Origin of the sequence: Streptomyces sp. NBC_01304 (assembly GCF_035975855.1) — a bacterium.
Classification (GTDB): domain Bacteria; phylum Actinomycetota; class Actinomycetes; order Streptomycetales; family Streptomycetaceae; genus Streptomyces.
Window position 1 is genome coordinate 7,358,612 of sequence record NZ_CP109055.1, and the last position, 25,868, is coordinate 7,384,479.

Annotated in this window: 24 protein-coding genes; 7 read left to right on the forward strand and 17 right to left on the reverse strand. The window is 71.0% G+C overall.

Going from position 1 to position 25,868, the window contains the following annotated elements:
* Positions 1-492: 492 nt before the first annotated feature.
* Together OG430_RS32565 and OG430_RS32570 are read right to left on the reverse strand one after the other, a co-directional pair.
* Positions 493-684 (reverse strand): DUF397 domain-containing protein, encoded by a 192-nt coding sequence (locus tag OG430_RS32565; protein ID WP_327356211.1) that lies wholly within the window; start codon positions 682-684, stop codon positions 493-495.
* The gene (locus tag OG430_RS32570) at positions 681-1,532 is read right to left on the reverse strand and encodes a helix-turn-helix domain-containing protein (RefSeq protein ID WP_327356212.1); all 852 of its coding nucleotides are present in this window, start codon (positions 1,530-1,532) and stop codon (positions 681-683) included. Before OG430_RS32570 ends, OG430_RS32565 begins: the two co-directional genes overlap by 4 nt.
* Positions 1,533-1,686: 154 nt before the next feature.
* On the opposite strand from OG430_RS32570, the gene OG430_RS32575 reads away from it, so the two are divergent.
* On the forward strand, positions 1,687-2,106 hold the full coding sequence (locus tag OG430_RS32575) for an ATP-binding protein (RefSeq protein WP_327356213.1): 420 nt from the start codon (positions 1,687-1,689) through the stop codon (positions 2,104-2,106).
* 405 nt (positions 2,107-2,511) lie between these two features.
* Here the strand turns inward: OG430_RS32575 and OG430_RS32580 are convergent, their stop codons facing one another.
* Together OG430_RS32580 and OG430_RS32585 are read right to left on the reverse strand one after the other, a co-directional pair.
* Positions 2,512-3,873, reverse strand: a complete 1,362-nt coding sequence (locus OG430_RS32580) for a carboxyl transferase domain-containing protein (protein ID WP_327356214.1) — start codon at positions 3,871-3,873, stop codon at positions 2,512-2,514.
* Positions 3,866-5,362, reverse strand: coding sequence for an acyl-CoA synthetase (locus OG430_RS32585; protein ID WP_327356215.1), 1,497 nt, complete (start codon positions 5,360-5,362; stop codon positions 3,866-3,868). Before OG430_RS32585 ends, OG430_RS32580 begins: the two co-directional genes overlap by 8 nt.
* 263 nt (positions 5,363-5,625) lie before the next feature.
* Here OG430_RS32585 and OG430_RS32590 point away from each other — a divergent pair, with 263 nt between their 5' ends.
* The gene (locus tag OG430_RS32590; RefSeq protein WP_327356216.1) at positions 5,626-6,330 is read left to right on the forward strand and encodes an esterase/lipase family protein; all 705 of its coding nucleotides are present in this window, start codon (positions 5,626-5,628) and stop codon (positions 6,328-6,330) included.
* A 58-nt stretch (positions 6,331-6,388) separates the two neighbouring features.
* On the opposite strand, the gene OG430_RS32595 is transcribed toward OG430_RS32590, so the two are convergent.
* Positions 6,389-7,270, reverse strand: a complete 882-nt coding sequence (locus OG430_RS32595; RefSeq protein WP_327356217.1) for a GNAT family N-acetyltransferase — start codon at positions 7,268-7,270, stop codon at positions 6,389-6,391.
* 276 nt (positions 7,271-7,546) lie between these two features.
* Between OG430_RS32595 and OG430_RS32600 the strand changes: the two genes are divergently transcribed.
* Complete coding sequence (locus tag OG430_RS32600; RefSeq protein WP_327356218.1) at positions 7,547-8,203, forward strand: DUF4360 domain-containing protein; 657 nt, start codon at positions 7,547-7,549, stop codon at positions 8,201-8,203.
* A gap of 169 nt (positions 8,204-8,372) precedes the next feature.
* Here the strand turns inward: OG430_RS32600 and OG430_RS32605 are convergent, their stop codons facing one another.
* The 11 genes from OG430_RS32605 to OG430_RS32650 all read right to left on the reverse strand — a co-directional run bounded on the left by OG430_RS32605 (position 8,373) and on the right by OG430_RS32650 (position 21,700).
* Entirely contained in the window at positions 8,373-9,032 is a 660-nt protein-coding gene (locus tag OG430_RS32605; RefSeq protein WP_327356219.1) for a maleylpyruvate isomerase N-terminal domain-containing protein, read from the reverse strand.
* Between the two features lie 66 nt (positions 9,033-9,098).
* A complete protein-coding gene (locus tag OG430_RS32610; protein ID WP_327356220.1) occupies positions 9,099-9,686 on the reverse strand; it encodes a hypothetical protein in 588 nt (195 codons plus the stop codon).
* Positions 9,687-9,859: 173 nt separating this feature from the next.
* Positions 9,860-10,624, reverse strand: coding sequence for an FkbM family methyltransferase (locus tag OG430_RS32615; RefSeq protein ID WP_327356221.1), 765 nt, complete (start codon positions 10,622-10,624; stop codon positions 9,860-9,862).
* A gap of 1 nt (position 10,625) precedes the next feature.
* Positions 10,626-10,856 (reverse strand): Trm112 family protein, encoded by a 231-nt coding sequence (locus OG430_RS49520; protein WP_442816595.1) that lies wholly within the window; start codon positions 10,854-10,856, stop codon positions 10,626-10,628.
* Positions 10,853-11,845, reverse strand: coding sequence for a hypothetical protein (locus tag OG430_RS32620; protein ID WP_327356222.1), 993 nt, complete (start codon positions 11,843-11,845; stop codon positions 10,853-10,855). The genes OG430_RS49520 and OG430_RS32620 overlap by 4 nt, the downstream gene beginning before the upstream one ends.
* Before the next feature lie 13 nt (positions 11,846-11,858).
* A complete protein-coding gene (locus OG430_RS32625; protein ID WP_327356223.1) occupies positions 11,859-12,605 on the reverse strand; it encodes a class I SAM-dependent methyltransferase in 747 nt (248 codons plus the stop codon).
* Positions 12,602-14,017, reverse strand: coding sequence for a condensation protein (locus OG430_RS32630; RefSeq protein ID WP_327356224.1), 1,416 nt, complete (start codon positions 14,015-14,017; stop codon positions 12,602-12,604). The genes OG430_RS32625 and OG430_RS32630 overlap by 4 nt, the downstream gene beginning before the upstream one ends.
* Positions 14,014-18,582, reverse strand: a complete 4,569-nt coding sequence (locus tag OG430_RS32635; RefSeq protein WP_327359321.1) for an alpha-(1->3)-arabinofuranosyltransferase — start codon at positions 18,580-18,582, stop codon at positions 14,014-14,016. Before OG430_RS32635 ends, OG430_RS32630 begins: the two co-directional genes overlap by 4 nt.
* On the reverse strand, positions 18,579-19,250 hold the full coding sequence (locus tag OG430_RS32640) for a class I SAM-dependent methyltransferase (RefSeq protein WP_327359322.1): 672 nt from the start codon (positions 19,248-19,250) through the stop codon (positions 18,579-18,581). The genes OG430_RS32635 and OG430_RS32640 overlap by 4 nt, the downstream gene beginning before the upstream one ends.
* A 73-nt stretch (positions 19,251-19,323) precedes the next feature.
* Positions 19,324-20,481: a glycosyltransferase family 4 protein gene (locus OG430_RS32645; protein WP_327356225.1), complete on the reverse strand. Its 1,158-nt coding sequence runs from the start codon at positions 20,479-20,481 to the stop codon at positions 19,324-19,326.
* Positions 20,482-20,737: 256 nt separating this feature from the next.
* Complete coding sequence (locus OG430_RS32650) at positions 20,738-21,700, reverse strand: DUF3068 domain-containing protein (RefSeq protein WP_327356226.1); 963 nt, start codon at positions 21,698-21,700, stop codon at positions 20,738-20,740.
* Positions 21,701-21,932: 232 nt separating this feature from the next.
* Here OG430_RS32650 and OG430_RS32655 point away from each other — a divergent pair, with 232 nt between their 5' ends.
* From OG430_RS32655 to OG430_RS32665, 3 genes are all read left to right on the forward strand, one after another.
* Positions 21,933-22,085, forward strand: coding sequence for a hypothetical protein (locus tag OG430_RS32655; protein WP_327356227.1), 153 nt, complete (start codon positions 21,933-21,935; stop codon positions 22,083-22,085).
* Positions 22,086-22,090: 5 nt separating this feature from the next.
* Positions 22,091-23,398 (forward strand): PucR family transcriptional regulator, encoded by a 1,308-nt coding sequence (locus OG430_RS32660; RefSeq protein WP_327359323.1) that lies wholly within the window; start codon positions 22,091-22,093, stop codon positions 23,396-23,398.
* A gap of 160 nt (positions 23,399-23,558) precedes the next feature.
* Positions 23,559-24,221, forward strand: a complete 663-nt coding sequence (locus tag OG430_RS32665; RefSeq protein WP_327356228.1) for an SCO2400 family protein — start codon at positions 23,559-23,561, stop codon at positions 24,219-24,221.
* A 13-nt stretch (positions 24,222-24,234) separates the two neighbouring features.
* Here OG430_RS32665 and OG430_RS32670 read toward each other — a convergent pair whose 3' ends face one another.
* The gene (locus tag OG430_RS32670) at positions 24,235-24,675 is read right to left on the reverse strand and encodes a MarR family winged helix-turn-helix transcriptional regulator (protein ID WP_327356229.1); all 441 of its coding nucleotides are present in this window, start codon (positions 24,673-24,675) and stop codon (positions 24,235-24,237) included.
* Between the two features lie 127 nt (positions 24,676-24,802).
* Here OG430_RS32670 and OG430_RS32675 point away from each other — a divergent pair, with 127 nt between their 5' ends.
* Complete coding sequence (locus OG430_RS32675) at positions 24,803-25,822, forward strand: NADP-dependent oxidoreductase (protein ID WP_327356230.1); 1,020 nt, start codon at positions 24,803-24,805, stop codon at positions 25,820-25,822.
* Positions 25,823-25,868 lie beyond the last annotated feature (46 nt).

Genomic DNA, 25,868 nt, shown 5'->3' on the forward strand with positions numbered 1-25,868 from the left:
GGGTGCTCTTTTGGCTGGCTTTCCCCAACTGATGTCAGTACGGGGCCCAGGGGGAGAAGTCCCGGCAACCGAAGAGGCGGGGGCAGGGCAAAGACAAAGACCGCAGCGAGGGAAGGGGAGGAGGGGGCTGGCGGGGGCCCGGAGGGCTGGCTGGGGCTTGGTGGGGGAAAAGGGGCAACAGAACCAGTACAAAAGGGGCGCTTTTGGGCCCCCTTTCCCCCACTAAGCCTCCAGACCCCGCCCTCCGCCCGCTCCCCCTCCACCCCCTTCTCTCGCTGCGGTCTTTGTCTCTTTGCCTTGCCCCCACCCTCCAACACCGGCACTCTCCCCCGTGGCCCCGTACTGACATCAGTTGGAGAAAGCCAGCCACAGAGCACCCGCAGCCAGCGACGAAAGAGACGGAGTTCCGCGCAACCACCCACCCACACCAGCCACGCAATCAGGCAGTTGAGCAGTGAGCTCGGCGAATCGAGGGCTCGCGGCCGGAGTGCGTCAGGCCTTCGCGGCGTAGGTGACGAAGTCGGCCCAGGACGTGGCGTCGAAGGTCAGCTGGGGGCCTGAGGTGCGCTTGGAGTCGCGGACGTGGATGTGGGTGGTGGCTGTGGCTACCTCTACGCAGTCGCCGGGTTCGCTACTGTCGCTGTAGCTGCTCTTGAACCAGTCCAGTTCGGCGCCGTCGCTCATGTCTCTCCCAGCACTTGCTCGGTAAAAGCCAGCGACTCCCGTGGCGTGAGAGCCTGGGCTCGGATCATGCCATAGCGCAGCTCAAGGATCTGGAGCTCCTTCGGGTCGGAGACGAGCCGACTGGCGAATGCCCCTTCGGACTGTCCGACGGCCGTACCGTCTCTGAACCTCAGCACCTGAATCTTCCCGTCCATTCCGGCGTGGCCACCGTGAGCAGTTGGCATCACCTGGATGGTGACATTGCGCAACTGGGCTACCTCCAGAAGGTGTTCAAGCTGCCGCTGCATCACCATTGTGCTGCCGATGGGGCGCCGCAGTGTCACCTCTTCCAAGACGAAGCTCAGCGCCGGCGCGGGGTCCCGCTCGAAGATGGAGTGTCGCGCCAGGCGGCCCGCTACCTCCCGCTCGACCTTGTCCTCGGAGAGCGCGGGCTGCCGCAGCTCGAACAGCGCCTTGGCGTACTCCCTCGTCTGCAACAGGCCGTGCAGATTGTGGTTTCCGTACGACTCGAGCTGGGTCGCCTGCTCTTCCAGCTTCGCCAGATCCCGAACCTTCTTCGGGTACCGAGCTTGCTCCATCTCCGGCTTCATCGCCGAGATGAACCCACCGGCCCGCAATACCTCATCCGCCTTGTCCAGGAACTCCGTTCGCGGAATGCGAGCACCGCGTTCAATCTTGCGGATCTGGTCCTCGCTGTATCCGGCGGCATGCGCGAACTGCGGCACGCTCATCCCGACCGTCTCCCGCCGGCGCTTGAGGAGATGTCCGGTGTACTCGACCACCGCACTGATCTCGTCCTCCGGATCGACATCCCAACCAGGTTCGTCCACGCTGTCGTCGACGGTCATCGCGCACCTCCGGCTTGCTGCCCAACCTCAACGCGCACCCGTACCCCGTCGGCACGCCGGACAGGCGAGACAAGCCGAGACAACGGCGAGACAAACGGATACGCGCAGCCCGCAACGCTCAACAAGTGACGCACGCGCCGCCACGCTGAGTGACGTGAATCAAGAAATCGCCAGCACTCAGTTCACGATCCTGCTCTCGGTGACGCCCCGAGGTGCCCGCCTCGCCCGTCGACTCACGGTCGAGCAACTCGCCAAGTGGGCATGCGACTTCGAAAACGCTGAACAGGTCGTAGCTGAACTCGCCAACAACGCTGCCCTGCACGGCCGCGTCCCGGGCCGGAGCTTCCGTCTCACGCTGAGGCTCACCCCTCCGAACACGCTCCGTATCGAGGTCTCCGACACCCGCGCGGACCTCTCGCCCCGTCGCCCCGCCCAACACGCCGACGGCTGCGCCGAGTCGGGCCGCGGCCTGCTCCTGGTCGAGGCGTTGGCCACGCGCTGGGGGACGGAGCTGGGGCCTGCCCCGCTCAAGACGGTGTGGGCCGAGATCGTTCGGTCCGAGGCAGGTCCTTAGGAGGTGGCGGTCACGGCTGCTGACGTGATGCCCAGGCGGTCGCGCGGAAGGCGATTCACGGCCACAACGCGACGGCGCCGTCTCCCCTTGGGACGAGGGGAGACGGCGCCGCTGCGGGACTTCGATCAGACCAGCCAGCCAACGAAGTGGAAGACGCCGGCGAGGAGGTCGGTGAGGAAGTTCATGTGGTGCGTTCTCCTTGGTTCTACGGTTCGCATGCGTGCGGTGACACACGCACGTATTGCTCGTATGGGACGTACGGCAATCACGGTCTGCAGCCCGTTGCTTGCGCACCGTAAGCATCGTTGGTCACATAGGACTAAAGCAATCTCAGCGGCAACGATCACCTGTTCGCGGGAACAACTGCGCCCCTGTTCGGTTCGGTTGGTGTGCGTTGCTCATCTGTCACCGCGTCACAGTCCCTTGTACGAGGGCGAGTTCGGCCAGGTCCTGAGGTCTGAGCCGCAACTCGTCGGCCAGTGAACGGACTTGGTCCGCCGGGCGTTTGAGGATGGCCGCGGCGAGCTCGGGTGCGATGACGGAGAAGTAACTGTCCGGCGTGACCCAGGTGTTGCCGGGCGCGGCCAGCGCGAGCGCCCCGCCCGAGCCGCCCTCGCCGATCACGAGCGTGGTCAACGGCACCGTCGCCGCGGCGACCGCGGCGAAGAGGTCGGCGATGGCCGCCCCGGCCCCGGCCCGCTCCGCCTCCGCGTCGTTCGCCGCGCCAGGGGTGTCGACCAGGGTGAGCACGGGGATGCGCAGGTGTTCCGCGAGGCGGACCAGGCGGGCGGCGGTGCGGTATCCGGCGGGCCGCGTCGCCGTCCCGGCCTGCGCGGCGAAGGCGACCGGGCGCCCCTCGTGCAGCCCGAACCCGCACAGCATCCCCGGGTCGGTGCCGCCGCAGCGGTCGCCGCTGATCGCGAGGCGCTCGGTGAAGTACGCGTCCAAGTAGGCCCCGGCGCGAGGGCGTTGCGCGGATCGGGCACGCTCCACCGCGTCCCAGCCGGTCGCCGGCAGGTCGGTCCGGCCGAGGGCGCGGGGCGGATCGGCCGCGGTCGGCGCATGCGGGGCTTCTGCGGAGAGCAGGCGCAGCCACAGGGCGAGCCGCCCCGCCAGCTCCTCGGGGCGTACGACCTCGTCGACCGCCCCCGCCGCCAACTGCCCCTGCGCCGTGTACGCCGCCGGATCCGCGTCCGGCGGCCGCACCCGCGACCCCGCGAAGCCGACCTGCGCCCCCGGCAGCGCGAGCACTACATCGGCCCCGGCCCCGAGCGTGGCCCAGCCGCCACCCGTCGTGGGATCCCGCACCACGGCCAGCTGGGCAAGCCCGGCCGCACGGGTGAGTGCCGACTGCCTTGCCACGCGCTGTAGTTGGGTCAATGCGAGCATGCCCTCCTGCATGCGGCTGCCGCCCGTCGCGATCAGCGACACGACCGGCAGGCGGTGCTCGCGCGCATGCGTGTACGCGGCCTCGATCCGGTCGCCCGTGCGCTCGCCGAGGGACCCGCCGAGGAAACCGAACTCGAAGGAGAGAAGGGCGACTTCGCGCCCGCCGACAGCCGCCGTTCCGCAGACGACGGATTCGGTCTCGCCGGTACGTTCCGTGGCGCGGGCCCGCGAGTCGGCGTAACCCTGCCAGTCCAGCGGGCCGTTGGGCTTGCCCGCGCGGTCGGTGGGCGGCGGGGGCAGCTCGGTGAAGGAGCCCTCGTCCGCCACGGCCGCGACGGCCCCGCGGGCGGTCGTGCGGGCGGTCGTGCGTTCAGGCATCGAGCGCCCGCTTCATGATCTTCCCCATGTCGTTGCGGGGCAGCTCCGCCAGGTACCGCACCACTCGGGGACGTTTGTGCGGCGCGAGCTGGGCCGCCACGTGGTCGGCCAACTCGGCCTCGCCCGGCGGCTGTTCGGGGTCGGTCGGGACGATCCATGCCACGATCCGCTCGCCCAGGTCCGGGTCCGGCTCCCCGGTGACCGCGGCCTCGCGCACGCCCGGGTGTTCCAGCAGCGCGTTCTCGATCTCACCCGCCCCGATCTTGTAGCCGCCGCTCTTGATGAGGTCGGTGGCCTTGCGGCCGACGATGCGGACATAGCCGTCGGGGTCGCGTACCGCCATGTCGCCCGTACGGAACCAGCCGTCCTCCGTGAAGGCGGCGGCGTCGGCGTCGGGCCGGTTCAGATAGCCGCTGAAGAGGTTGGGGCCGCGCACCTGGATCTCGCCCACCGCCTCCGGATCGTCCGGGCACGGCTCACCCGACTCCTCCACCAGCCGCAGCTCGACCCCGGCGAGGGGCACGCCGACGGTGCCCGCCCGCGGCTCGCCGTCGGCGCGGACACTGGTGTTCATGAGCGTTTCCGTCATGCCGTACCGCTCGATCACCCGGCAACCGGCGGCCGCCGCGATCCGTTGGTGGTCGTGCACGGGCAGTGCGGCGGACCCGGAGACAAGGAGCCGGGCCCCGGACAGCGCCTTGGCCAGGCCGGCATCGTCCGCCACGGACTCGGCGATGCGGTGGTACATCGTCGGCACCCCGAACAGCATCGTCGCCCCGTCGGCCAGCTCACGCGCCACCCCGTCCGTGGAGAACCGCCCGAGGTGCCGCACCGATCCGCCCCGCCGCAACGGGCCCAGAATCCCGAGGATCAGGCCGTGCACATGGAACAGCGGCAGCCCGTGCACCAGCACGTCGTCCGCCGTCCACTGCCAGGCGTCCTCCAGCGCGTCCAGGCTCGCGGCGACGGCACGGCGGGGGAGGACCGCGCCCTTGGGCGGGCCGGTGGTGCCGGAGGTGTAGACGATCAGGGCGGGGGACTCCGGGTCGGGCTCGGCGGGCAGCGCGACCGGGCGGTCCGGGGCGCCCGTTCCCGGGGTCACTTCGACGTCCGTACGCGCCAACGCGTCCAGCGCCGCGGGAAGTTGCTCGCCCGGCCCGGCGAGCACGGCCTTCGGTGCGCTGTCGCCGAGGATGTGCGCCAGCTCCCGCTCGCCGACCTTCGGGTTCAGCGGCACCACGGGCACCCCGGCGAGCAGCGCGGCCACCACGCCGACGGCGGTCTCCAGGGTGGGCGTGGCCCATACGGCGACCCGGCCGCCGGCGCCGGAGATGCCGGCCCCGGAGAGTTCGGGCACCAACGCCCCGGCCGCAGCGGCCAGTTCGCCGTATGTCAGCGACCGCTCGCCGAAGCGCAGGGCGGGGCGGCCGGGGTCCGCGGCAAGGGCCGGGAAGAGGGCCGGAAAGGGGGCTGGCGGGGCAGAACTCACGCTACGTACTCCTCGCATCGTCACGCTGCTGTCGATTGGCTCTACCCAAACCCTGGCATCACGAGGACGAGCCGCACTGCAGCGGCACGGTAGCCATGCACGGTAGCCATGCAGGCAGCCGACGGGAACGGGGTATCCCGCGGTAACTCCATCGCTGCACAGGGCTGTTCATTCACTCGCGCAGGCCCCACCATTCTCAGGACTACTCGCGCGTAACAAGTCCTCGTAGGCCCTCACAAGTCCTCTAACCCGAGGGGGAATTCGTGCTGCGCAAAATATCCGCACCCCTGGCCGTCGCGGCTGCCACCGCCGCCCTGCTGATGCCGCTGACCACGGCCCAGGCCGCACCGTCGCAGGCGCGGCCTCAGGTGAAGGCGGCCCACACCCCGGTCATCTTCGTGCACGGCTACAACGCCGACCCCGGCGTCTGGGGTTCGCTGCGGGACGACTTCAAGGCGGACGGGTACACCGACGCCGAGCTGTTCTCCTGGGGCTACGACACCAGCCAGTCCGTGAACGAGACGCTGTCCGGGCGCTTCGCCGCCTATGTGGAGCAGGTCCGCGCCCAGACCGGCGCCGCGAAGGTCGACGTCGTCGCGCACTCCTTCGGGAGCCTCGTCACCCGCTGGTACGTCAAGCACGGCGGCGGCACGTCCAAGGTCGCGCACTGGGTCTCCCTGGCCGGCCCCAACCACGGCACCAGCACCGCCTGGGCCTGTGCGCTCTGGTCGCAGGCGTGCAAGGACATGACGCCGGGCAGCTACGTCCAGGACGGGCTCGCGGAGGGCGACGAGACGCCGGGCGACGTGGCGTACGCGACCTGGTGGTCCAACTGCGACGAGGTCATCAACCCCGACAGCAGCGTGCCGCTCTCCGGCGCGACGAACAACGCGGCCGGGTGCCTCAAGCACAACGATCTGCTGGGCGACGACGGGGTGTCGCAGGGCGTGCGGGCCTTCGTCCGCTGACGCTCGAACCAGGCGGGTACGGGCGGGACTTGAGGACAGGCCCCGCCCGTACGCGTACTCAGAGATCGAGCTGGTACTCCAGCGCCTTGTGCGTCGGTACGTAGCCGAGGCTGTCGTTGATGGCGCGCATGTGGGTGTTGTTGTCGGCCGTGTCCGTGATCAGGCCGCCGAGGCCCGGGTGCTCCTCGCGGGCCCGGCGGATCGACTCGGCCTTCATCCAGCTGCCGAGGCCGTGCCCGCGGTGCTCGGGCAGCACGCCGGTGCCGTAGTGCAGACCGTCGCCCTTGCCGTCGCCGGGGACGACGAGCTCGGTGAACCCGGCGATCGTGCCGTCCGACTCGTCCATCGCCACCACCGTGGTGAGCAGTTCCCCGCGGTCCGCGATGGCCTTCGCGGCGGCCAGGCATCGCTCGACGTCCCAGGTCATGACGCCGTAGTCGGTGTCGTCCATCGGCATGTCGTCCATGGCGCGACGGGAGTCGGCGAAGGTCCGGGCGAGCTCGTCCGGCACGGTGCCGCGCCAGGAGGCCAACCGGTAGCCGGGGTGCGGTAGTTCGACGAGGCCCGTGACGGCGGTCAGGTCGGCCTCGGCCAACGGCAGCCGGGCGTACGTCAGCGCGAGCACCTGGCGGAAGCCGTTCGCGGCGAGGAAGCGGTCGCCGGGCGTACCGGCGTCGGCCTGCGCGACGAGGGACCGCTTACCGGCCTCCCGTACGGCGGCCACCGCGGGCGCGAGCAGTGCCGCGCCAACTCCCTTGCGCCGCTCGGCCGGATGGACGTTCAGCTGCAGTTCGGCCAGGTGTTCCTGCCCTTCCCTGGCGAACATCCGCACATAGGCCGACCCGAGGGGTGAGCCGTCGCCGTCGCTCGCCAGCCAGGCCAGGCGGTGGCCGGAGGGGGAGCGTTCGGGGTCGGTGAGGGCGGTGATGCGGAGGGGCAAGTCGACTCCTGGTGAGGGGCGGCAAGGGTGCGCGGATCGGAGCGCGAGCGTCAGTGGATCACGTATGAGGCTTACGGAGAAGGGGTCTTGGCTGTACGTGCCACGGGCGTCACTTTCGCGCCGCCCGCAACGTAACGGCCCTTCCGTCACAGGAATGGCCGGAGAACGACCTAGGCGCCCTCCGGGCTGGTCCATACCATCCGATCGATCCCACGCAAGCTCCTTCATCGGCACGGTGCACCCCCCACTTCCCCGACGTACCGGATGGGACCGACCATGTCTCGTGGACTTCTCGTGAGCGGCGCGATGGTCGCGCTGTTCGCCTCCGCGCTCCCCGCGCAAGCCGCCACCCCCGGCACCTCCGTGATCCTCGACCCGCCGCCGGACAAGATCGTGATCGAGGTCGCCACGGTCAACGGATCCGGCTGTCCGCAGGGCACCGCCGCCGTCGCCGTGTCCGAGGACAACACGGCCTTCACAGTGACCTACAGCGACTACCTCGCCCAGACGGGAGGCGCTTCGGGCCCGACCGCCTTCCGCAAGAACTGCCAGCTCAACCTGGTCGTACACGTCCCGCAGGGCTTCACCTACGCGATCGCCAGCGCCGACTACCGCGGCTATGCCTCGCTGCAGGCCGGGGCGAAGAGCACCGAGAAGGCCTCGTACTACTTCCAGGGCTCGCCCAGCACGGCATCCATCTCGCATCCGTTCACCGGCCCGCTCAACGACAACTGGCAGGCCACCGACTCGACCGACTGGGCCCAACTGGTCTGGGCACCCTGTGGAGTTCAGCGCAACTTCAACATCAACACGGAACTGCGGGTCGACGCGGGAACCTCCGACCCGGCCAAGACCAGCTTCATGACCATGGACTCCACCGACGGCGACATCAGCACGATCTACCACATCGCCTGGAAGGAGTGCCCGCACTGACCGGCTAGGGCCTGTCCGGCGGATCTTCGCGGGCCCACGACGCCTGGCACGCACTCTCGCCGCACGCCCGAATCACCCAAGTACGTCCAGTACGAGGGCGATCCGGGCGCACGCCGAGAGCACGCACCAGACGCCGCGGGCTAGTCCGCGAAGATCCGCCGGACAGGCCCTAGTCGGCCCTCGGCTCGCCGTACCAGCGCCACTTGGTGAGGCGCGGCCGGCCCGGCAGTTCCGCGCGGCCCGTGGCCCAGAGCAGTGTGGGCCACGGGCCGGTGTCGGTCGGGGCGTCCGGGAAGAGCCGGGCCAGGGTGCGGGCGCACAGGTCCGCGGGCGGCTCCCAGTCCAGGCCGAGGCCCTCGGCCACGTCGTGGGTGTGCACCAGGGTCTCCACGACGCCCATCGCGGCGAAGCCCTCGGGGTCCGAGTGGCCGAACACGTGGTACGACCTGACCTCCGGCGGGGTCAGACGGACCAGCGCCACGAGGAACGCACCGCACGCCTCCAGGACTTGGAGCAGCCCGTCGGGGCCGGCCGCGGGGTCGGCGTGCACGGCGTTGGCGGGGCCGCCCGGGGTGCGGGCCTCCCAGAGGAAGGGCACCTCGCGCTCCTGGGGCGGGGACTCGAGGCCGAACCGGGAGGCGTACGAGAAGAGGTCGTCGGCCAGGTGCTCGACGGTGTCCCAGCAGGTCCACTCCAGCGTCCCGGCCTTGCCCTGCCAGGCATCGGCGGGGGCCTTGCGGAGGGTGGCGAGGGCCAGTCGGACGGCGTGCTTGACGTCGTCGGCGGTCACGGGGGTGCGGGGGGCTGCCGCCGGTGGGGTGGTGGTCATGGCGCGGACCGTATCCGGTTGGTCGTATGTACGCGATCAGATATCCGGTGCGTCCCGCGTATGTGATCAGTGGTCCGGGAACGACAGCCTCTGCAACAGTCCCCAGGTGAACTCGGCCACGCAGCGCCGCCGTTGCCCGTCGGCTGTCTCCGGTGCGGTGAACAGCAGGCGCCAGCGGGTGGGGGCCGTGCCCTCCAGGGGCTGGGCCGGCGGGAAGGCGCGGGCCACCTCATCGACCGTGGCGGACCAAGGGGTCAGGTCGTCGAGGCCGGTGAGGGTCGGGCCCGCGGTGCCCGGGGTGCGGATCAGCCACTCGTTCCATACGGCGCCGGTCGGGGCGAGCAGGATCTCGAACCGGAGGTCCGGCCAGAGCGGGACGGGCCAGAGCTGCGCCTCGCACTCCAGGTCGCCGATCTTCCGGGTCAGGGTCTGCTCGGGCGGGCCCAGGACCTGCCGGTACCGCGAGGCCGCGCCCCGGCCGCGGGGTGAGCGGGTCATGGCCTGCCAGCGGCGGTTGGCCTCGCGCATGTCGGCGACGCTTGTGCCTAGCCGGCGTCGGGCGTCTTCCACGAGGTCGGGGTTGTGGTCTGCCATGCGGCGCAGGAGGACCAGCTGGAAGTCGTGGGGTGTGAACGGGGTGCTGGTGTGGGCCATGTGGTGATTCTTCCCCTCCCCGCCCCTTCCCGAAATGCTGCGCAGCCTGGGGCTGCGCCCCTAGCCCCCAGATCGGCCTTCGGCCTCTGTCCTCAAGCGCCGGACGGGCTGATTCATCAGCCCGTCCGGCGCTTGAGGACTTTCGGGAAGGGGCGGGGAGGGGAATGGAGAACTCACCCAGGCTGCCGACCGTCCGGCAGGAACAGCACGGAGTTCACATACCGAGGCCCACGGAAGGGCAGCACCCGACGCAGCAGCCCGCGTCGGACGACGTACTCTCTACGCGCCTGATGACCGGCCAGGTCGAAGTCGTCGAGCGGCACCCACGACCGCTCGGGCAGCACCCACCCCCGATACCCGTGCGACGCGAGCAGCGACACCACCGGCCCCATCGGCTGGATGCGCGCCTCCAACTCGACGATGAGCGCCGGGCGGTCCCGGTCGAGGAGGGACTCGGCGCCTCTGAGCACCGCCAACTCGTTCCCATCCACATCGATCTTGATGAAGTCGACCTCGCGCAACCCGAGCCCGTCCAGCGTCAGACAGGGCACATCCACCGCCCGGGCATGAATGTCGCGGCGTACCAGCGACGACACTCCCCGCTCGCCCCGATCCCCCTGCGGCAGCCACAGCCGGGCAGTGCCCCGCCGGTCCGAGGCCGCGGCCTGGACGACGTCGACGTTGGACGGCGTGGTCGACTCAAGAGTGTGGGCCAGGTGCGGCACCGGCTCGACCGCGACCACCCGCCGGGCCCGCCGCGCGAGCCGGTGTGACCAGGGCCCGAACCAGCCGCCGACGTCGACCGCCGTGTCGCAGCCGGCCGGGCAGAAGTCGGCGAGATGGGCGAGCTCCGGTTCGAAGCGGGGATAGACGAACTGGGCCAGGGATCCGACCAGTCGGGCGGGAAGCAGCGGGCCGATGCGTGCGGCGACGGTCATGTCACGTCACCTCGCTGGCCTCGCCCGCCTCGATTCGCTTGAGGAGACTCTCGTGCTCGTCGTCGGACACCTGCTCGCCGGAGGCGGGGAGGAGTTGCGGGATGCCGTCGATGATCGGGTAGCGGCGGCGAAGGCGGGGGTTGTAGAGCGTGTCCTCCGGGGTGAGGAGGTGCAGCGGGCCCTTGTCGAGGGGGCACGCGAGGATTTTCAGCAGCGGGTCGTCGGAGTTCAAGGCTGGTCAGCTCCTTCGGGGTTCAAGCCGGATTCACGCAGGATTTGTGATTCGGTGCTGGTCAACTCCCTGGGGCTGTCCGGAGGTGGGGGGAGGGCAGGAGGCTCAGGAGACGCGGGGGCGGCCGGCTCGTCGTGGCGTGGCAGCGCGAGCAGCACCGACACCGCAAGGGCCGTCCCCGCGATGCGCAGCGCGAGCCGCACCGGTTCGTCCGGCAGCGGTTCGCCGAACGCGAGTGTCCCGAGTACCGCGGTGAACAGACACGTAACCGTCGTGCACACCGGCACGATCAGTGAGGCCCGGGACCGTTGCAGCGCCGCCTGCGACATGATCAGGCCGAACGGGAAGGTGAAGAGGAGCAGGTACGGATAGGGGGAGGAGAGGAGCCCTCGGGCGGCTCCGGCCAGTCCCGAGGTCGTCAGATAGCTCGACACCCCCTTGATGGCCAGCGAGCTCACCCCGTACAGCAGGCCCACCGCCACCCCGTACTCGACTCCGTTCGTCGGCATCCGGTGCTGGCGTTTGGCCCGGCGTTCGGCGGCCGCGTACAGCCACAGGCCCGCAGCCAGCGACGGCACGCAGATCAGCAGCACCAGCTGCACCGGGGCGTGCTTGCTGACCTGGTCGGCGCCCTCCTTCAGGGAGAGGACGACCATGAGCAGCGCGGCGAGGATCGCCCCGATCGCGTACCGCTCACGCCCCGACGTCTGTTCGCCGAGCAGGACCGACGACAGGAGGACGAGGAGCACCAGGCCGGACACGAAGATGCCCTGGGCCGCCGCGATCGGCAGCGTCCGGTACACCGCGAGCTGCGCCCCGAAGCCCGCCGCGAGGGCCAGCGATCCGCCGATCCACAGCGGGCTGCCCAGGACATGACGAAGGAGGACGAACGGCTGTCGCGTGGAGAGCGAAGGCAGCTTCCCCAGAGCCCTCTTTTCCAGTACGAAGCCGATGCTGTACAGCGTGTTGGCCAGCAGCGCAGAGGCCACCCCCCACCACACGCTAGGTCCTGCGGGCGTGAACGAGCAGGATCGAGGCGGCACTTGGTCGTGCGCAGGCGAGTCTGTCCAGGGGGCGGAGCACCCGGGGCACTCCGTGGAAGGGCGCTCCGGCGACGCGAACCACCTCGAAGCCCGAGGCGGTCAGGAACTCGCGCAGCGCCCGCGCGGTGTAGAGCCGCAGATGGCCCACGACCTCCTTGCCCGGCCGGCCGTGGATGCCGCGCAGGCTCACCTCGGAGAACACCGGCTGGACGCCCGCGAGCAGCAGGGCACGGTTGTACCAGGCGGCCAGATTGGGGGTCGACAGCATCAGATGGCCTCCCGGCTTCAGGATCCGGCGCAGTTCGTCGAGGGCGCTGTCCGGGTCGACGAGATGCTCGATGACCTCGCTGAACAGGACGGCGTCGGCGCTCGCGTCGGCCAACGGCAGCCCGCCGTCGGACAGTTCACCGCGCACGACGTACGACATGTGGGACTGGGCGCGCTTGAGCGCGTCCTGCGACCAGTCGACGCCGATCACCCGGTGGCCCGCGAGCAGGGGTGCGGCCGCCCGGGCCGCGGTGCCGTCGCCGCAGCCGATGTCGAGGACGACACCGGGCGCCGCGGTGGCCGGGCCGAGGGCGTCGGCGAGCATCCGGGCCTGGCGCAGGCTGCGGGCGTCGCCGGAGGCGACGGGGACGGCCGGGTCCTCGTAGAAGTCGCGCAGCCCGGGGGGCCGGGTGCGCGTCGTGGAGGTCGTGGTGGTCATACGTCGCCGCCCTCGCTCGTCGTCGGACCGGAGGTCGGGTCGGGCTCGGGGGCCGGGAGCTCCGTCGCGTGCATGTAGTGCTCGAACAGGTCCCGCAGGTGGGTGCCGTCGCCCTGGCTGAGCAGCGACTTGGACCAGCGCAGGGCGAGGTGGAGGCGGCCCGCGGTGGACGCGGTGGTCACGGTGAGGCCGCGCGGGACCCGGGCGGGTGCCGAGAACCAGACGGCGTGCGCGCGGCCCGCGTCGCCGAAGTCGAGGGCGTACGGGATGCGGCCGATGTTGCTGAGCAGGGTCGTGGACGTCCACGGGCCGGCGGCCCGCCGCAGGCCCCTGGTCAGGGCGGCTCGCCAGGACACGGGGACCACCGGTGCGGTCAGCAGGTTCGCGCCGCGCCCCAACTGGGGGCGGCTCAGGGCCTTCAGGGCGCGGGTGCGCTCGGCGGTGCGGCAGAGCAGATCGCGGACCCGGTCGGCGGACATCTCGTCGCCGTCCAGCTCACCGGTCACCAACTCGTCGGCGGCGAAAGGTACTTCCACGAGCCGGGTGCCGTTCCCGATGGGCATGTCGGCGTCGCGCGTGCGGTCGTCCACGGGCATGGTGATCCGCATCGGGCGTGCGCCCTTGCCGTGCTCGCGGTTCCAGTGCGCGATCATCAGGGCGGTCGCGACCATCAGCTGGTCGTTGACGGTGTACGCGGCCCCCTTCGGCCGCTTCGGCACCGGGAGTTCGGCGATCAGCATGCCGTTGCCGGGCGAGTGCTCGGGCAGGCCGGGCGCGACGTGCGCGGGCGTGGCCCAGCCGCCCGGCATGTCCACCGGCTCGGCCGCCGGGCCGTCCCCGGACGCGGCGCGCACGGGTGGCGCCACGGGGGAGTTGTCCTGCCCGCCGTACAGCTCGGCGGCGGTCGCCAGGACCCGCAGACAGGCGGGCCCGTCCAGGGCGGTGTGGTTGATGACGAGGAACAGCACGGCCCCGCCCGGCACTTCGGGGTCGTCCACCATTTCCAGCCGGATGGGCGGGGACGCCGACAGCGGGGGCGCGTCGGCGAGCGCCCGCTGCCGCGCGAGCTTGAGCGCGTCCGGCCCCGGTTCGGGGAAGGTGACGACCTCCACCTCGGGCCCCGGCGTCAGCTCCCACTCGTAGCGGCGCCGGTACCAGGGCCCCGGCGCCTCCCGCATCAGGATGCGGGGGTGCCGCTTCAGTGCCTCGACGAAGGCGGCCGTGAGCCGGTCCGGGTCCGGACGGCCGGGCAGGTGCACTTCTATGTGGACGGTTTCCGGCTCCTCCTCCTGGAGGCAGTGCCGGGCGACCTCGTCGACGACGGGGAAGGGGACGCGGGGGTGCGGGGCCGCCCCGGCCGGGCCCGGCCCCGCGGATCCCGTGTCCGGGCCCGGGTGTTGCAGTGCCGTCATGCCTGGTCTCCTTCCCCCGCCCCGCCCGTCGACTCCGGGGGCGTGGGCCTGAACTTCGGCCGCTTGCGCGGCGAGAGCCGTGTCGTCGACGGCTCCGGCTGCGCGCTGGCGGGCCCCCGTGCCGAGACCGTCGGGCCCGACTCCGGTTCACCGGCGCGCGGGGCCGTGCCCAGCGGCGGCGTCGAACCGTCCTGACCCGGACCGGGGTTGGTGCCCCGCTCACGGCGTGGCAGGGGCGCGGTCGGCGGGTCGGCGTCGGGGCGCGGCGTGACCGGCAAGGTCGCCGTGGACCCGCCGGGAGTCCCGCCAGGTGCGCCGGGAGCCCCGCCGGGACCGCCGGGCGCGTACGGCCCGAGCGGTGCGGAAGGGCCGGGAGGCGCGCCGGGCACCTGCGGGGCGGGGCCGTACATCGGCGCGTGCGGGCCCACCGCGGGCTCGGGCGCACGCTCCTCGCGTACCGTCGCCAGCGCCGCGAACAGCGCGATCAGGGCGAGCAGTTGGGCCGCAGGACCGAAGGCACCCTCGTCCGAGGAGACCGCCTGCCCGGCCCCGGTCGCCGCCGCGATCCCCGCGCCCGCCATCGCCACGAACGCGATCGGCACGAGCAGCGCGTGCTTCCACCAGGCGAGCAGCGCGAGAGCGGGCACGAGCAGCGCGAACGGTCCCGCGATCACGATGCCGATCAGCGTGAGCACGACCGTGCCGAGGATCAGCCCCGGAGACGGCGGCACGGGCGAAGGCCCGTCGGAATTCTCCTCGTTGCGCCGGTAGAACAGCAGCCCCACCAGGACGAGCACCGCGATGCCGCCGCCGATGATGCCGCCCTCGTACACCCGGGCGGGCTCGTACTCCAGCTTGATCGTGCCGGCCTGCCCCTCGGGAACGAGCCAGCCCTGCTGCCAGCCGTCGAGGCGGACCTTCTGCAGGGTCTTGCCGTTGAGGGTGGCCTTCCAGCCGTCGTTGTAGTTCTCGTACGTCGACACGTACGAGGCCGGACCGGCGTCGACCGCCAGTTCGCGCCGGTCGCCCTCCCAGTCGCGTACGGTCAACTTCCTTGTGTCGGCGGCCGCTTCACTCACGGAACCCCGCGTGAGGGAGATGTCCGTGAGGGCGAGGGGACCCTTGTCGTCGGCCTCCACCGTGTGGTCGCCCGCGCCGAGCGACACGCTGCCGTCGGAGGCGGCCCCGGCGCACAGCTCCACCTTGATGGGCCTGCGCTCGGTCAGGTCGCGGACCGTGCCGGAGGCCTTGGTCGCGTGCAGCGTCCCGTCGATCGCGAGCGGCGGGCCCTCGCCGCAGCCCAGCTCGAAGGTGTCGTCCGCCTTCGGCTGCGGCGTGCGGTACTTGTCGAGCGCCGGGATGTAGATCTCGGTGAGGCCGATCGGCAGCTGCATCTGCTCATCGGCGAACGGGTTGTGGACGGTCAGCGGCGCCGACTTGGTCACCGTGATGTCCATCCGGTCCGTGGTGATCGGCTCGAAGCGGGCGGCGCCGTTCTTGTCGACGCCCACCGTCGCCGCCCCGTCCGGGGACTGGATCGTGATCTCCTCGGGCCGCGTCGACAGACCGCCCGCGCCCGCGAGGATGATCTCGCCGACCGGCTGCTTGTCGGGCCAGCGGAGGTGGATCACCGCCGAGTCGCCCGCGATCCAGGCCGTCGTCAGGTCTCCGTCGGTGAGGTTGCGCGGCGACAGGTTCGGGCCGAGCTGCGCCGTCGAGTCGGCGCTCGCCCTGATCTGCTGCTCCTGCTCGGGCGCCACCTTGTAGAGGAGCTCGTCGAGCTTGTCGCCGGGCACGGTGGTCGCGCTCGCCTTCACCTCGTACGTTCCCTCGCCGGCCGTCTTGAACTTGCGGTGCAGGCCCACCTCGGCGGAGGTCGGGGCGAGTCCGCCCGGGTCGGCGCTGCGGTGCAGCGAGTAGGTGGTCGCGGTGCCGTCGGCGGCGTCGCCGTCGGCGGGCAGGTCGAGCAGCCGGTTCACCACGAGATCGGGAACGGTGATCTCGGAGAAGCCGGCCCCGCTCAGTCCGGGCCGCGCCTCCTGCACATCGAGGATGGTGACCTTCAGCCAACTGGCGGGACCTCGGGGTGCCTTGACGTTCTGCGGCATGCCGTTGGGCTGCAGCGGGCTGATCGCCTCGCCCCGGTCGGTCTCGACCTTCACCCGGGTCGGCGCGGGCCGCACCCCGTTCTGCGGCAGCGGCGTCAGGGAGATCGAAGAGTCGATCTCCTTCTTCTCGTCGAAGTCGACGCGCACCCACTGGCCCTCGGGCTTGCCGGGGGTGCCCTCGGCCCAGGCGGTGGAGCCGTTGTTGTCGAAGGCGTTCACCGGGTCGTACTGCGGCAGGTGGAACAGCCAGTTGCCGCTGGACGACGCGGTCACCGACTTGGCGCCGCGCAGCGACGCGGTCGTCTGGTGCTCGATGCCCTCGGACGGCAGGATCTGCTTGGGCTTCGCGCCCGGGTCCTGGACGCTGCCGCTGTGATTGCGTTCCTCGGGCGTATAGGTGTACGAGGTACTGGAGTTGAGCAGTCCGAAGCGGGTGTCCGCCCGGCGCATCCCGTCACCCACGGCCCACAGCGGAGGCTGGCCGAGGCCCGGGTGGTTGTCCCCGGCGAGCACGGCCGGACGGTTGCGCATCGACGGGTCGGCCGACAGCGGAAGGATCGCCTCGGGGCCGCCGCTGACCACGGCCGTGTTGGCGACCTGCTGGATCCCGGCCTGACCGGGGCGCTGGGCGTCCTCGCCGGGCTGGTAGATCTCGACGGCCTGCTGCCTCGGATAAAGGCCCTCGATCTGGGTCGGGGTGTCGTCGGCGATGACACCGCCGGTCATCTTCGGCCCGAAGCCGGTGACCCGGGTGTACCCGGAGGCCTCCAGAGCCCGCTTGACGGTCGAGGACGGTACGGAGCCGATCTGGTCGGGGTCGAGGTCGTTGCGTACGACGACGTAGTGCAGACCGGAACGGCTCAAGTAGTCCTGCAGGCCCGGCACTTGGCCGCCTGTCATCAGGGCCTGCTCGATGGCGTCCAGGGCACGCCGGTTGCCGGGCGTGCCGAAGGGCACGTAGTCCCGCTGTGCCCAGCGCGACTCGGCGAGCACGTCGAGCGGCTGGTCGATGGGGGAGCCCCAGGTGTAGATGCCGTGCGCGGTGGCGGGGACGACCAGGGCGCGGGAGTCGGGGGAGTACTTCTCCAGCCAGTCGGCGGTCGCCTGCCAGTGGTTCGGCAGCTTCTTGAAGGCACCGGACTGCAGGATCGTGCCGTTCAGATAGGGCAGCGCGAGCCCGGGGATCACCAGGACCGCGGCGATCAGCGGTGCGTACCGGCGGCCGCGCACGGGGCGGGCGCCGCGCGACTGGACCGCGATGCCCACCAGGTGCATCAGGCCGAGAGCGAGCGCGAGGGCGAGGCCCGTCTGGAACTTGTAGATGTTCCGGAACGGCACCAGGGCGCCGCCCAGCCAGTCCTGGATCGTGCCGTGGAAGGGCGCGCCGAACGCGCCGCCGTACCCGGCCAGCGTGAGCAGGGCGACCGAGGCGACGGTGAGCACCAGCCAGCGGCGCTCGGGCAGGTCGCGTCTGGCGAGGCCGGCGAGACCGAAGGCGGCGGCGAACGCCGAGCACACGATGGCCAGTACGGCCGTGGCGACGGTCCAGCCGGCGGGCAGCCAGGCGTCGCCGAAGTTCAGATAGGCCACCCAGTTGCCGGCGCCGCGCAGCGTCTCGGTGGCGGACATGGTGTCCGTGGTGGTCTGCGCCGACTCCACGAACGGCAGGAAGTTCTCCCCGTACAGACCGAGGAGAACGAGGGGGATGGTCCACCAGGCGGTCGCCAGGATGACGCCCGGCACCCACCAGGTGATCAGCTTCCGCTTACGCGGACCGTTCGGACGCGACAGCAGATAGAGGCCGATGGGCAGCAGGGAAGCCAGAGTTGATGCCGCGTTCACGCCGCCCATGAAGGGGATGAGCACGGCCGACCGCAGCGCCGCCACCCGCGCGCTCACCCGGTCGTTCGTCAGCGGCAGCAGCACCCACGGAAGGAGCGCGCCCGGCAGCGCGGCCGCCGAGGTCGAGCCGATGACGATGGTGTACGTCGGCCACAGCGCGTACGCCACCGCGCCGAGCAGCCGCGACGAACCGGAGCCGATGCTCAGCCGCTCCGCGAGCCGCAGCGCACCCCAGAACGCGGTCGCGACGATCAGCGACATCCACAGCCGCTCCGTCAGCCACACCGGTATCTGCAGCAGATCGGCGATGCCGTAGAAGGGGAGCTGCGGGAAGACGTACCCGATGTACTGGTCCGCGATCCCGCCGAAGCCCGCCCGGTCGTGCCACAGCTCACCGAGGTCGCTGAGGAACTTCCACGGGTCGACGTTCACCCCGAGCTTGGTGTCGAACGTCATCTTCCCGGGCGCGGCCGCGATGAACAGGACGAGCGCCACGGCCCAGAACCCGATCAGCCACCGCCTGGACCGTGGGCCCTCGGGAGGGCCCTGCGGGGCACCTGAGGTGGGAGCAGGTGCCTGCGGAGGCAGCTGAGGGGTCTGGACCGTGCTGGTCATGGACACCGCCGGAGGATGAGGAGGAGGTTCCAGGTGGCGAACTCGCGCAGGCCCGGCACCTTGGTGACGGCCGAGGCGAGGAAGGGCCAGTACCGGGATCTGGCCGAGACGACTTGGACGTCGTCACGGGCCCTGACCTGGCGCAGGGTGGGCCCGATGTGGATGGCGTAGAGGTTCTCGCCGAGGGTGTGCTTGGCGGGCTTTCCGGTGCGGCGCTGATAGCGCTGCTTGGCCCGTTCGGCGCCCAGGTAGTGCCAGGGCGCCCATTCGTGGCCGCCCCAGGGGGAGTACCAGTTGGTGAAGGAGACGTAGATCAGCCCGCCGGGACGGGTGACGCGGACCATTTCGCTGAGGAAGGTGCCCGGGTCGTCCACGTGCTCAAGGACGTTGGAGGAGAAGGCGACGTCCGCGACGGCGTCCTGGAGCGGGAGGAGATAGCCGTCGGCGACGACCGTCCCTTTGGGCGGTTCCTTGCCCAACTCCCTTGCGTCCGGCTCGAAGAGATAGCTCTGCGCACCGCGCCGCCGGAACTCCTCGGTGAAGTAGCCGCCTCCGCCGCCGATGTCGACGACGGTACGTCCGTCGAGGCGGACGTACCGTTCGACCTGGTCGGCGGCGTCGCGGGCCAGGAGGTTGTACGTGTGCTCCGGGTCGGACTGTTCGCGCATGAACGCGCGGAACAGCGTCACCGAACGCTTCAGGGAGGGATCCCTGAAGCCGGCCTGACGTATCACCCGTGCTTCACCCGCGCTCCCTGTGTTCTGCCACTGCTTCGGCGGCGACCGCCTGGAACTGGCGGACCGTGTTGGACCAGCGATAGTCGGCGGCCCGGCTGGCAGCGGCCTTGCCCATGCCTCTCCGGCGCTCGGCGGACAGCGCCAACGTGCACCAGGCCGCCGCGAACGAGGACTCCCCGCGCGCGAGCATGCCCGTGACCCCGTCCTCGATGGAGTCGCGAAGTCCCGGTACGTCGAAGCCGATCGCGGGCGTCCCACGGGTGGCCGCCTCCGTGACGACCAGGCCCCACCCCTCGACGGCGGAGGGGTGCAGCAGCAGCCACGCCGCACAGAGCAGCCGGTGCTTCTCGGCCTCGGAGACATGCCCGGCGAACTCGACGCCGGGGCCCGCCATTTGCTGCAGCCGGCCCAACTCCGGGCCATCCCCGATGATCACGAGACGGCCACCGGTGACCGGACGTACCCGCTCCCAGAGCCTGAGCAGCAGATCGATGCGCTTGTACTCGACGAGCCGCCCCATCGCGAGGAACAAGGGCTCCTCGGAGCGCGGCTCCAGGGGGCCCGGCTCGTCGACTCCGTTGTGCACGACCCGGATCCGCTCGGGCGGGACCCCGATCGCCTGCAGGGCGCTTGCCGTGGAGGGGGAGACGGCGACCAGGAGATTGCCGCGCTGGGCGCCCGAGAGCGACCAGTGCTCCAGTCTTCTGCCAAGCCGGGCGGCAGGGCCCGGATAGCGCATCCCCCAGAGGTCGGTGTGGACGTGGTTGACGAGGCACAGCGTGGGCCCGCTGTGCCACAGCGGTGCCAGGTACGGCATGCCGTTACAGACCTCGACGAGGAGATCGCAGTCGCCGACCTGGCGGGAGAACGCCGAGCGGGCCTTGAGGTAGTGGCCGAGGTCGCCGCCCGCCGAGACCACGCGGTAGTCGCGGTACGCGGCCGGGCCGCCGCACAACAGCGTGACCTGGTGGCCGCGCTTGGTCAGCCCGTCGGCCAGCTGGTCGACGAGGAGTTCGGAACCGCCGGCGGCCGGGTTGCCGAGGTCGCGGCGGGAGAGGAAGACGATGCGGCGCGGGTGTGGGGGGACCGCGCCGGTCTGTGCATGATGCAGGGCCTCCTGAGGTTCCATGGCGCGCAGCGAGGGAGGTACGTGCTGGGGCATCCGTGCTCCAACTCGTCTCGGGGTGCGGTGACGAAAGTGGGGGGTGACCGGGGGGCCGTGCCTGGGTGTTAGGCGGGTGGTGCGGGTGCTGAGGGTGTGGTGCGTGTATTCAGTTGTGAGGTGCCGCCGTGCCCATGTGTGGATCGACTGTGCACGGCTGTGCTCATTCGGTGGGGGTGGATAGTTTTCGCCGCACTGTTCGATGCGGCTACTCACGGAAGTGACAATTTTGGGGTCACTTCTAGCTGACGCCTCATCACATCGTGCTGGACTGCTGCGTGGTTGGCCTCTCCCGGCCCCGTACGACGAGAAACACCCCTGCCGCCGAAAGGACCAGACCGAGCCCCGCCGTCCCGATCGGCAGCGTCTCGCCGACCGTCTTGAGCTTGCTCGAATCGGCGTCCGCCAGCTCGACCTGCGCCTTCTGGGTCTTCTCGGTGAACGCGATCTTCTTGCTGTCCAGGAGCACCACGGCGTCCCGCTTCGACCCCGGCGCCCGCAGCGTCTTCCGCGGCCCGATCTGCGCGTAGATGATGCGGCCGGTGCGCTGGTCGGCGACCAGTTCGACGCCGTAGTTCTTGTACCACTCCTCAGCGATGACTTGAGCCGCCTTGGACCCCACAAGTCGCCCTGGAACCTGCCGGGTTCCGGTCTTGGTGGCCTTGACCGTGGCGGTGAACCACAGGCCCTTGTAGCCCTGGATCTCCTTCGTTCCGCGGTACTTCAGCGGGACGGTCGCGCCCAGGGTGTTGTCCCACCAGGTGTAGGAGCGTTTCTGCACGTCGAAGGGGAACTTCAGGTAGGCCTCACCCTCGATGTAGGGCTCCTCCTCGCAGCAGTGCACCGGCTTGTTGGTCTTGCGGTCGGTGACCCAGCGCTCCTGGGTGAACTGCAGCGAGTCGTTCGGATCGGCCGCGGGCAGCGAGTCGTCCGGGTCGACCGAGGTGACCACGTCCCACACCGCCCGCCCGCTGTCCTCGCTGTCGGCGACATCGCCGCGCACCTGGCGGGTGACGGTGAGATTCGCGTACGGCACGGACTCGGCCTTGAACCTGTCGAAATAGGCACCCTTGCCCTTGAAGACGGTCGTCTGGTCGACGTCGATCGGGGTGCGCTTCGCGTGGGGTTCGACGTACCACGCGAGCATCGGCGACAGGACGAGCAGGAAAACGCCCAGGCCGAGGATGACCAGCGACAAGGGGCTTGCGGTTCTGCGCATCCGGGCTCTCCAGGAGGGTCTAGGCGGCTCGTTGCGGCGCATGGGGCGTCGAGAAGCGCGGCGGAGGGAAGTGCGCGTGCGTGTATGGGCCCGGAACCGTAGGCGCACCCTTGACGCACTGTCAACGCACAGTCGACACTGGGCAATTGCCGGATGGGGCCGGTAACTGCCTGGGTGTGGGCGACCTCGGATCGTTTCGTACGAGATTCAGATCAGAGAGGCCTACCCCGTCATGCACAGACTGCTCGCCGCCATCCTGACCGCGGCCTTCGCCGCCGCACTCGCCGTCGGCGCCGGCTTCGGCATCGTGGCACTGCTCAACAAGACGCCCGACCAGCCCAACACGCCGCTCGTGACCTACGAGACGGCGCGGCAGAACCGTTGACCACGATGCCGGCCCGCCATCCCCCCACGCCCTCGCCCAAGCCCTCCTCGGACGCGGTCCGTCCGCTGCTGTCCGAGGCCGCCGGCCGGGCGGCGCCGAGCCGCTCCCCGCTGTCGCCGGGCTCCGCCTGGCGCGAAGTGCCACGCCTGCAGGTCAAGCAGTTCGCCGCGCTCGCCCTGGAGGAGGTGCCGCACCTCGCCAACGACATCCTGCGGGAGATCCGCCGCGAGTACCCGGGGCTGCCGCTGGTCCTCGACGACTCGGGCGAGCCCATGGCCCTCATCGGGATCCGGCGCGCCCTCGAAGGCTTCGTCCACCAGCTGGCCCTGGCCGAGGACCGGCCGCGCTACTACCCGGAGGTCTTCCAGGAGTTCGGCCGCGGCGAGGGCCTGCACGGCCGCACCCTCGACGACCTGCAGTCCATCTACCGGCTCGGCGTCCGCCTCGCCTGGCGCCGGCTCACCGAACTCGGCCAGCAGGTCGACTTCCCGCCGCCCGCCATGTACGAGCTCGCCGAGCTGGGCTTCGAGTATCTGGACGGCCTCGTGGACCAGTCCGTACGCGGCTACGCGGAGGCCGCCGCCCGGCAGGCCGGTGAACGCCTGCGACTGCAGCGGAAGTTGATGGAACTCCTGCTCGCCGAGCACCGCACCGATCCGGCCAAGGCCCTCGCGGAGCGCGGTGCCCGGATCGGCTGGTCGCTGCCCGAGACGGTCGCCGTGGGCGTGCTCCTGCGGCCCGCCCGGGAGGCGGTCGCCCCCGCGGTCGGCCAGGGGGTGCTCCTGGACATGGAGACGGAACAGCCCCGCATGGTCGTCCCCGACCCGGACGCCGCGGGCCGCCCCGAACTCCTGCGCCGCGCCATGGCCGGCTGGTCGGGCGCCATCGGCCCGCCCGTGCCCCTCGCGGACGCGGCCAAGTCGCTGCGCTGGGCGGATGCCGCGGTGCGCCTGATGGAGCGCGGCCTGCTGCCGTCCGGCGAGGTCCTTTTCTGTACGGAGCACACGGAGGCCCTGGTCCTGCTCCAACCCGAGGAACTGATCGACGACTTGGCCCGCCGCTGTCTGGCCCCGCTCACCCACTGCGGTCCCGCACACGGGCGCCGCCTCGCCGAGACGCTGCTCGCCTGGCTGGAGACACGGGGCGGGGCGCCGGAGGTGGCGGCCCGGCTCGGGGTGCATCCGCAGACGGTGCGGTATCGCCTCCGGCAGATCCGGGAGCTGTGGGGCGACGAGGTCGATGATCCGGACCGGCGGTTCGAGCTGGAACTCGTCCTGAGGGCTCAGCGGCTGCGAGGCGCCGTGGGAGGCTGAGCGGTCGTCCGCGGTCGTCCGCGGTCGTCCGTGGCCGGGCGGAACGGGACATTCCTGGGTGGTCATATCCGGATACGCATACCGGCCCGCCCCACCGGCACACAACTTTCACAAGGTCGTCTCGATCCGTGACCGGTGGCCCGCTTAATCTCCCCACGTCATGGACTACTGCCACCCCTGCCGCCGCCACCTCAACGGCGCCTTCGCCTGCCCCGGCTGCGGCACCCCCGCCGAGGCCTGCCGTCGGTACGCCGAGGAGATCGCCGCGGTCGAGGAGGCGGCGGACCCCGAGGAGACGTACGCCGAGGAGACCCGCGAGCCCCGCCGCGGCCGGGGCGAGCGCCGCTCCCGACGGGCCGCTGTGCACCGGCGCAGGCGCCGCCGGATGTTGCTGGTCGGCGCGGGCCTCGTGCTCGCGGCGGGCGGCCTGAGCCTGGCGGAGCTGGCGAGCGAGTCGCCGGGCGACGACCAGGCGGGCTCCTCCGTGTCGGACGTGCCCGTGGACGACGGGGAATCGTCGGGCGAGGAGGCGGAACCGGGCGACGGAAAGAAGTCCTCGGGCCCGGACCAGGTCTCGTCCGCCGCGCCCGGCGCATCCGCGTCGAGCGCGAGCGCCAAGGAGTCCGACGACGCGGACGACCCCGACGCCAAGGAGTCCAAGGGCCCCAAGGAGAGCCCCGACGGCGGCACTTCACCCACCGCCCCGGCCACCTCCCAGCGCCCGACGACACCGAACACCACCCCACCCGCACCCAAGCCGACGCCCACTCCGAGCCCCACGCCTTCGGAGACGTGCGACCGGTTCTTGTGGTGGTGCACCTAGCGCCTGGCTCGGCTCACGGTTTCTGGCCCAGCATTCGCTGCAGCAGATCCCGGAGTGCCACCCGGTCGTCCCTCGAAAGCTCGGCAAGCGGTTCCCGGGCGAAGCCCAACTCGTCCCTGAGCTCCCGTGCGGTCCGCACGCCCTCCTCGGTCGGCGCGGCCAGCTTCACCCGGCGGTCCGCCGGGTCCGGCCGCCGCTCGACCAGGCCGCGCGCCTCCAGGCGGTCCACGATGCCCGTCACGTTCGACGGCTCGCACTTCAACGTCTGGGCGATCCGCCGCATCGGCAGCGGCTCCAGCGAGAGCAGCCCGAGCAGCCGCGCCTGCGCGCCGGTCAGCGCGTGCTTGCCCGCGACCTGCTCGTACTCCTCGTGGTAGCGCGCCACGACGGTGCCGATCAGCTCGACGACCTCAAGGGTCAGAGGGTCGGTGCGCGGTGCTCGATCGGTGGCCATGCTCACCAGCGTACCCATTTACTTGACAACATGAAATATCAGGCGCAGGGTTGTTTCACATGCTGAACTAAATCAGCTGGAGCATCCCATCCGCGAAGATCGCGAAGACCTCGGAGGCCGCACCCTCATGTCCGCACTCCCCGCCACCTCCCGCGCCTGGCACCTCGTCGCCCGCCCGCACGGCTGGCCCGAGCCGACCGACTTCGCGCTGCGTGAGACCCCGGTCACCGAGCCCGCCGAGGGCCGCATCCTGGTCAAGAACCTGCACTTCTCGGTGGACCCGTACATGCGCGGCCGCATGAACGACGTGAAGTCGTACATCGCGCCCTTCCAGCTCGACCAGCCCATGGACGGCGGCGCGGTCGGCGAGGTCATCGCCTCGAACGCCGAGGGCTTCGCGGTCGGCGACCACGTGCTGCACGGCCTCGGCTGGCGCGACTACGCGGACGTACCGGCCAAGCACGCCAAGAAGGTGGACGCGAACCTCGCGCCCCTCTCCGCCTACCTCGGCGTCCTCGGCATGCCGGGCCTGACCGCCTACGCGGGCCTGCTCGAGGTCGCCTCCTTCAAGGAGGGCGACGCCGTCTTCGTGTCCGGCGCGGCCGGCGCGGTCGGCAGCCAGGTCGGCCAGATCGCCCGTCTGAAGGGCGCCTCGCGGGTCATCGGCTCGGCGGGCTCCGACGAGAAGGTCAAGCTCCTGGTGGAGGAGTACGGCTTCGACGCGGCCTTCAACTACAAGAACGGCCCCGTCGCCGAGCAGCTGAAGGAGGCCGCCCCCGAGGGCATCGACGTCTACTTCGACAACGTCGGCGGCGACCACCTGGAGGCCGCGATCAGCCGCCTCAACCTGCACGGCCGCATCACCATCTGCGGCATGATCGCCGGCTACAACGACACCGAGCCGACCCCCGGCCCGCGCAACATGGCCATGATCATCGGCAAGCGGCTGCGCCTGCAGGGCCTGATGGTGCAGGACCACGGCGCCCTTCAGCCCCAGTTCGTCCAGGACGTCGCGTCCTGGATCGCGAGCGGCGAGCTCAAGTACAACGAGACGTTCGTCGAGGGCATCGAGAACGGCGTGGACGCCTTCCTCGGCCTCCTCCGGGGTGAGAACACCGGGAAGATGATCGTCAGCCCGACCAAGTAGGGTCGACTGCAGACCGCACCGCCGGGTCGTGGGCGCGAGCCCGGCG

Bases quoted from the DNA above. Each gene is read 5' to 3' on its own strand.
- OG430_RS32670 (WP_327356229.1), bottom strand. From the start codon at position 24,675: ATGGCCACCGATCGAGCACCGCGCACCGACCCTCTGACCCTTGAGGTC.
- OG430_RS32655 (WP_327356227.1), top strand. From the start codon at position 21,933: ATGCACAGACTGCTCGCCGCCATCCTGACCGCGGCCTTCGCCGCCGCA.
- OG430_RS32625 (WP_327356223.1), bottom strand. From the start codon at position 12,605: ATGACCACCACGACCTCCACGACGCGCACCCGGCCCCCCGGGCTGCGC.
- OG430_RS32565 (WP_327356211.1), bottom strand. From the start codon at position 684: ATGAGCGACGGCGCCGAACTGGACTGGTTCAAGAGCAGCTACAGCGAC.
- OG430_RS32610 (WP_327356220.1), bottom strand. From the start codon at position 9,686: ATGGCCCACACCAGCACCCCGTTCACACCCCACGACTTCCAGCTGGTC.
- OG430_RS32645 (WP_327356225.1), bottom strand. From the start codon at position 20,481: ATGCCCCAGCACGTACCTCCCTCGCTGCGCGCCATGGAACCTCAGGAG.
- OG430_RS32605 (WP_327356219.1), bottom strand. From the start codon at position 9,032: ATGACCACCACCCCACCGGCGGCAGCCCCCCGCACCCCCGTGACCGCC.
- OG430_RS32650 (WP_327356226.1), bottom strand. From the start codon at position 21,700: ATGCGCAGAACCGCAAGCCCCTTGTCGCTGGTCATCCTCGGCCTGGGC.
- OG430_RS32635 (WP_327359321.1), bottom strand. From the start codon at position 18,582: ATGACCAGCACGGTCCAGACCCCTCAGCTGCCTCCGCAGGCACCTGCT.
- OG430_RS32600 (WP_327356218.1), top strand. From the start codon at position 7,547: ATGTCTCGTGGACTTCTCGTGAGCGGCGCGATGGTCGCGCTGTTCGCC.
- OG430_RS32665 (WP_327356228.1), top strand. From the start codon at position 23,559: ATGGACTACTGCCACCCCTGCCGCCGCCACCTCAACGGCGCCTTCGCC.
- OG430_RS32630 (WP_327356224.1), bottom strand. From the start codon at position 14,017: ATGACGGCACTGCAACACCCGGGCCCGGACACGGGATCCGCGGGGCCG.
- OG430_RS32615 (WP_327356221.1), bottom strand. From the start codon at position 10,624: ATGACCGTCGCCGCACGCATCGGCCCGCTGCTTCCCGCCCGACTGGTC.
- OG430_RS32660 (WP_327359323.1), top strand. From the start codon at position 22,091: ATGCCGGCCCGCCATCCCCCCACGCCCTCGCCCAAGCCCTCCTCGGAC.
- OG430_RS32580 (WP_327356214.1), bottom strand. From the start codon at position 3,873: ATGCCTGAACGCACGACCGCCCGCACGACCGCCCGCGGGGCCGTCGCG.
- OG430_RS32640 (WP_327359322.1), bottom strand. From the start codon at position 19,250: ATGCGCGAACAGTCCGACCCGGAGCACACGTACAACCTCCTGGCCCGC.
- OG430_RS32675 (WP_327356230.1), top strand. From the start codon at position 24,803: ATGTCCGCACTCCCCGCCACCTCCCGCGCCTGGCACCTCGTCGCCCGC.
- OG430_RS32570 (WP_327356212.1), bottom strand. From the start codon at position 1,532: ATGACCGTCGACGACAGCGTGGACGAACCTGGTTGGGATGTCGATCCG.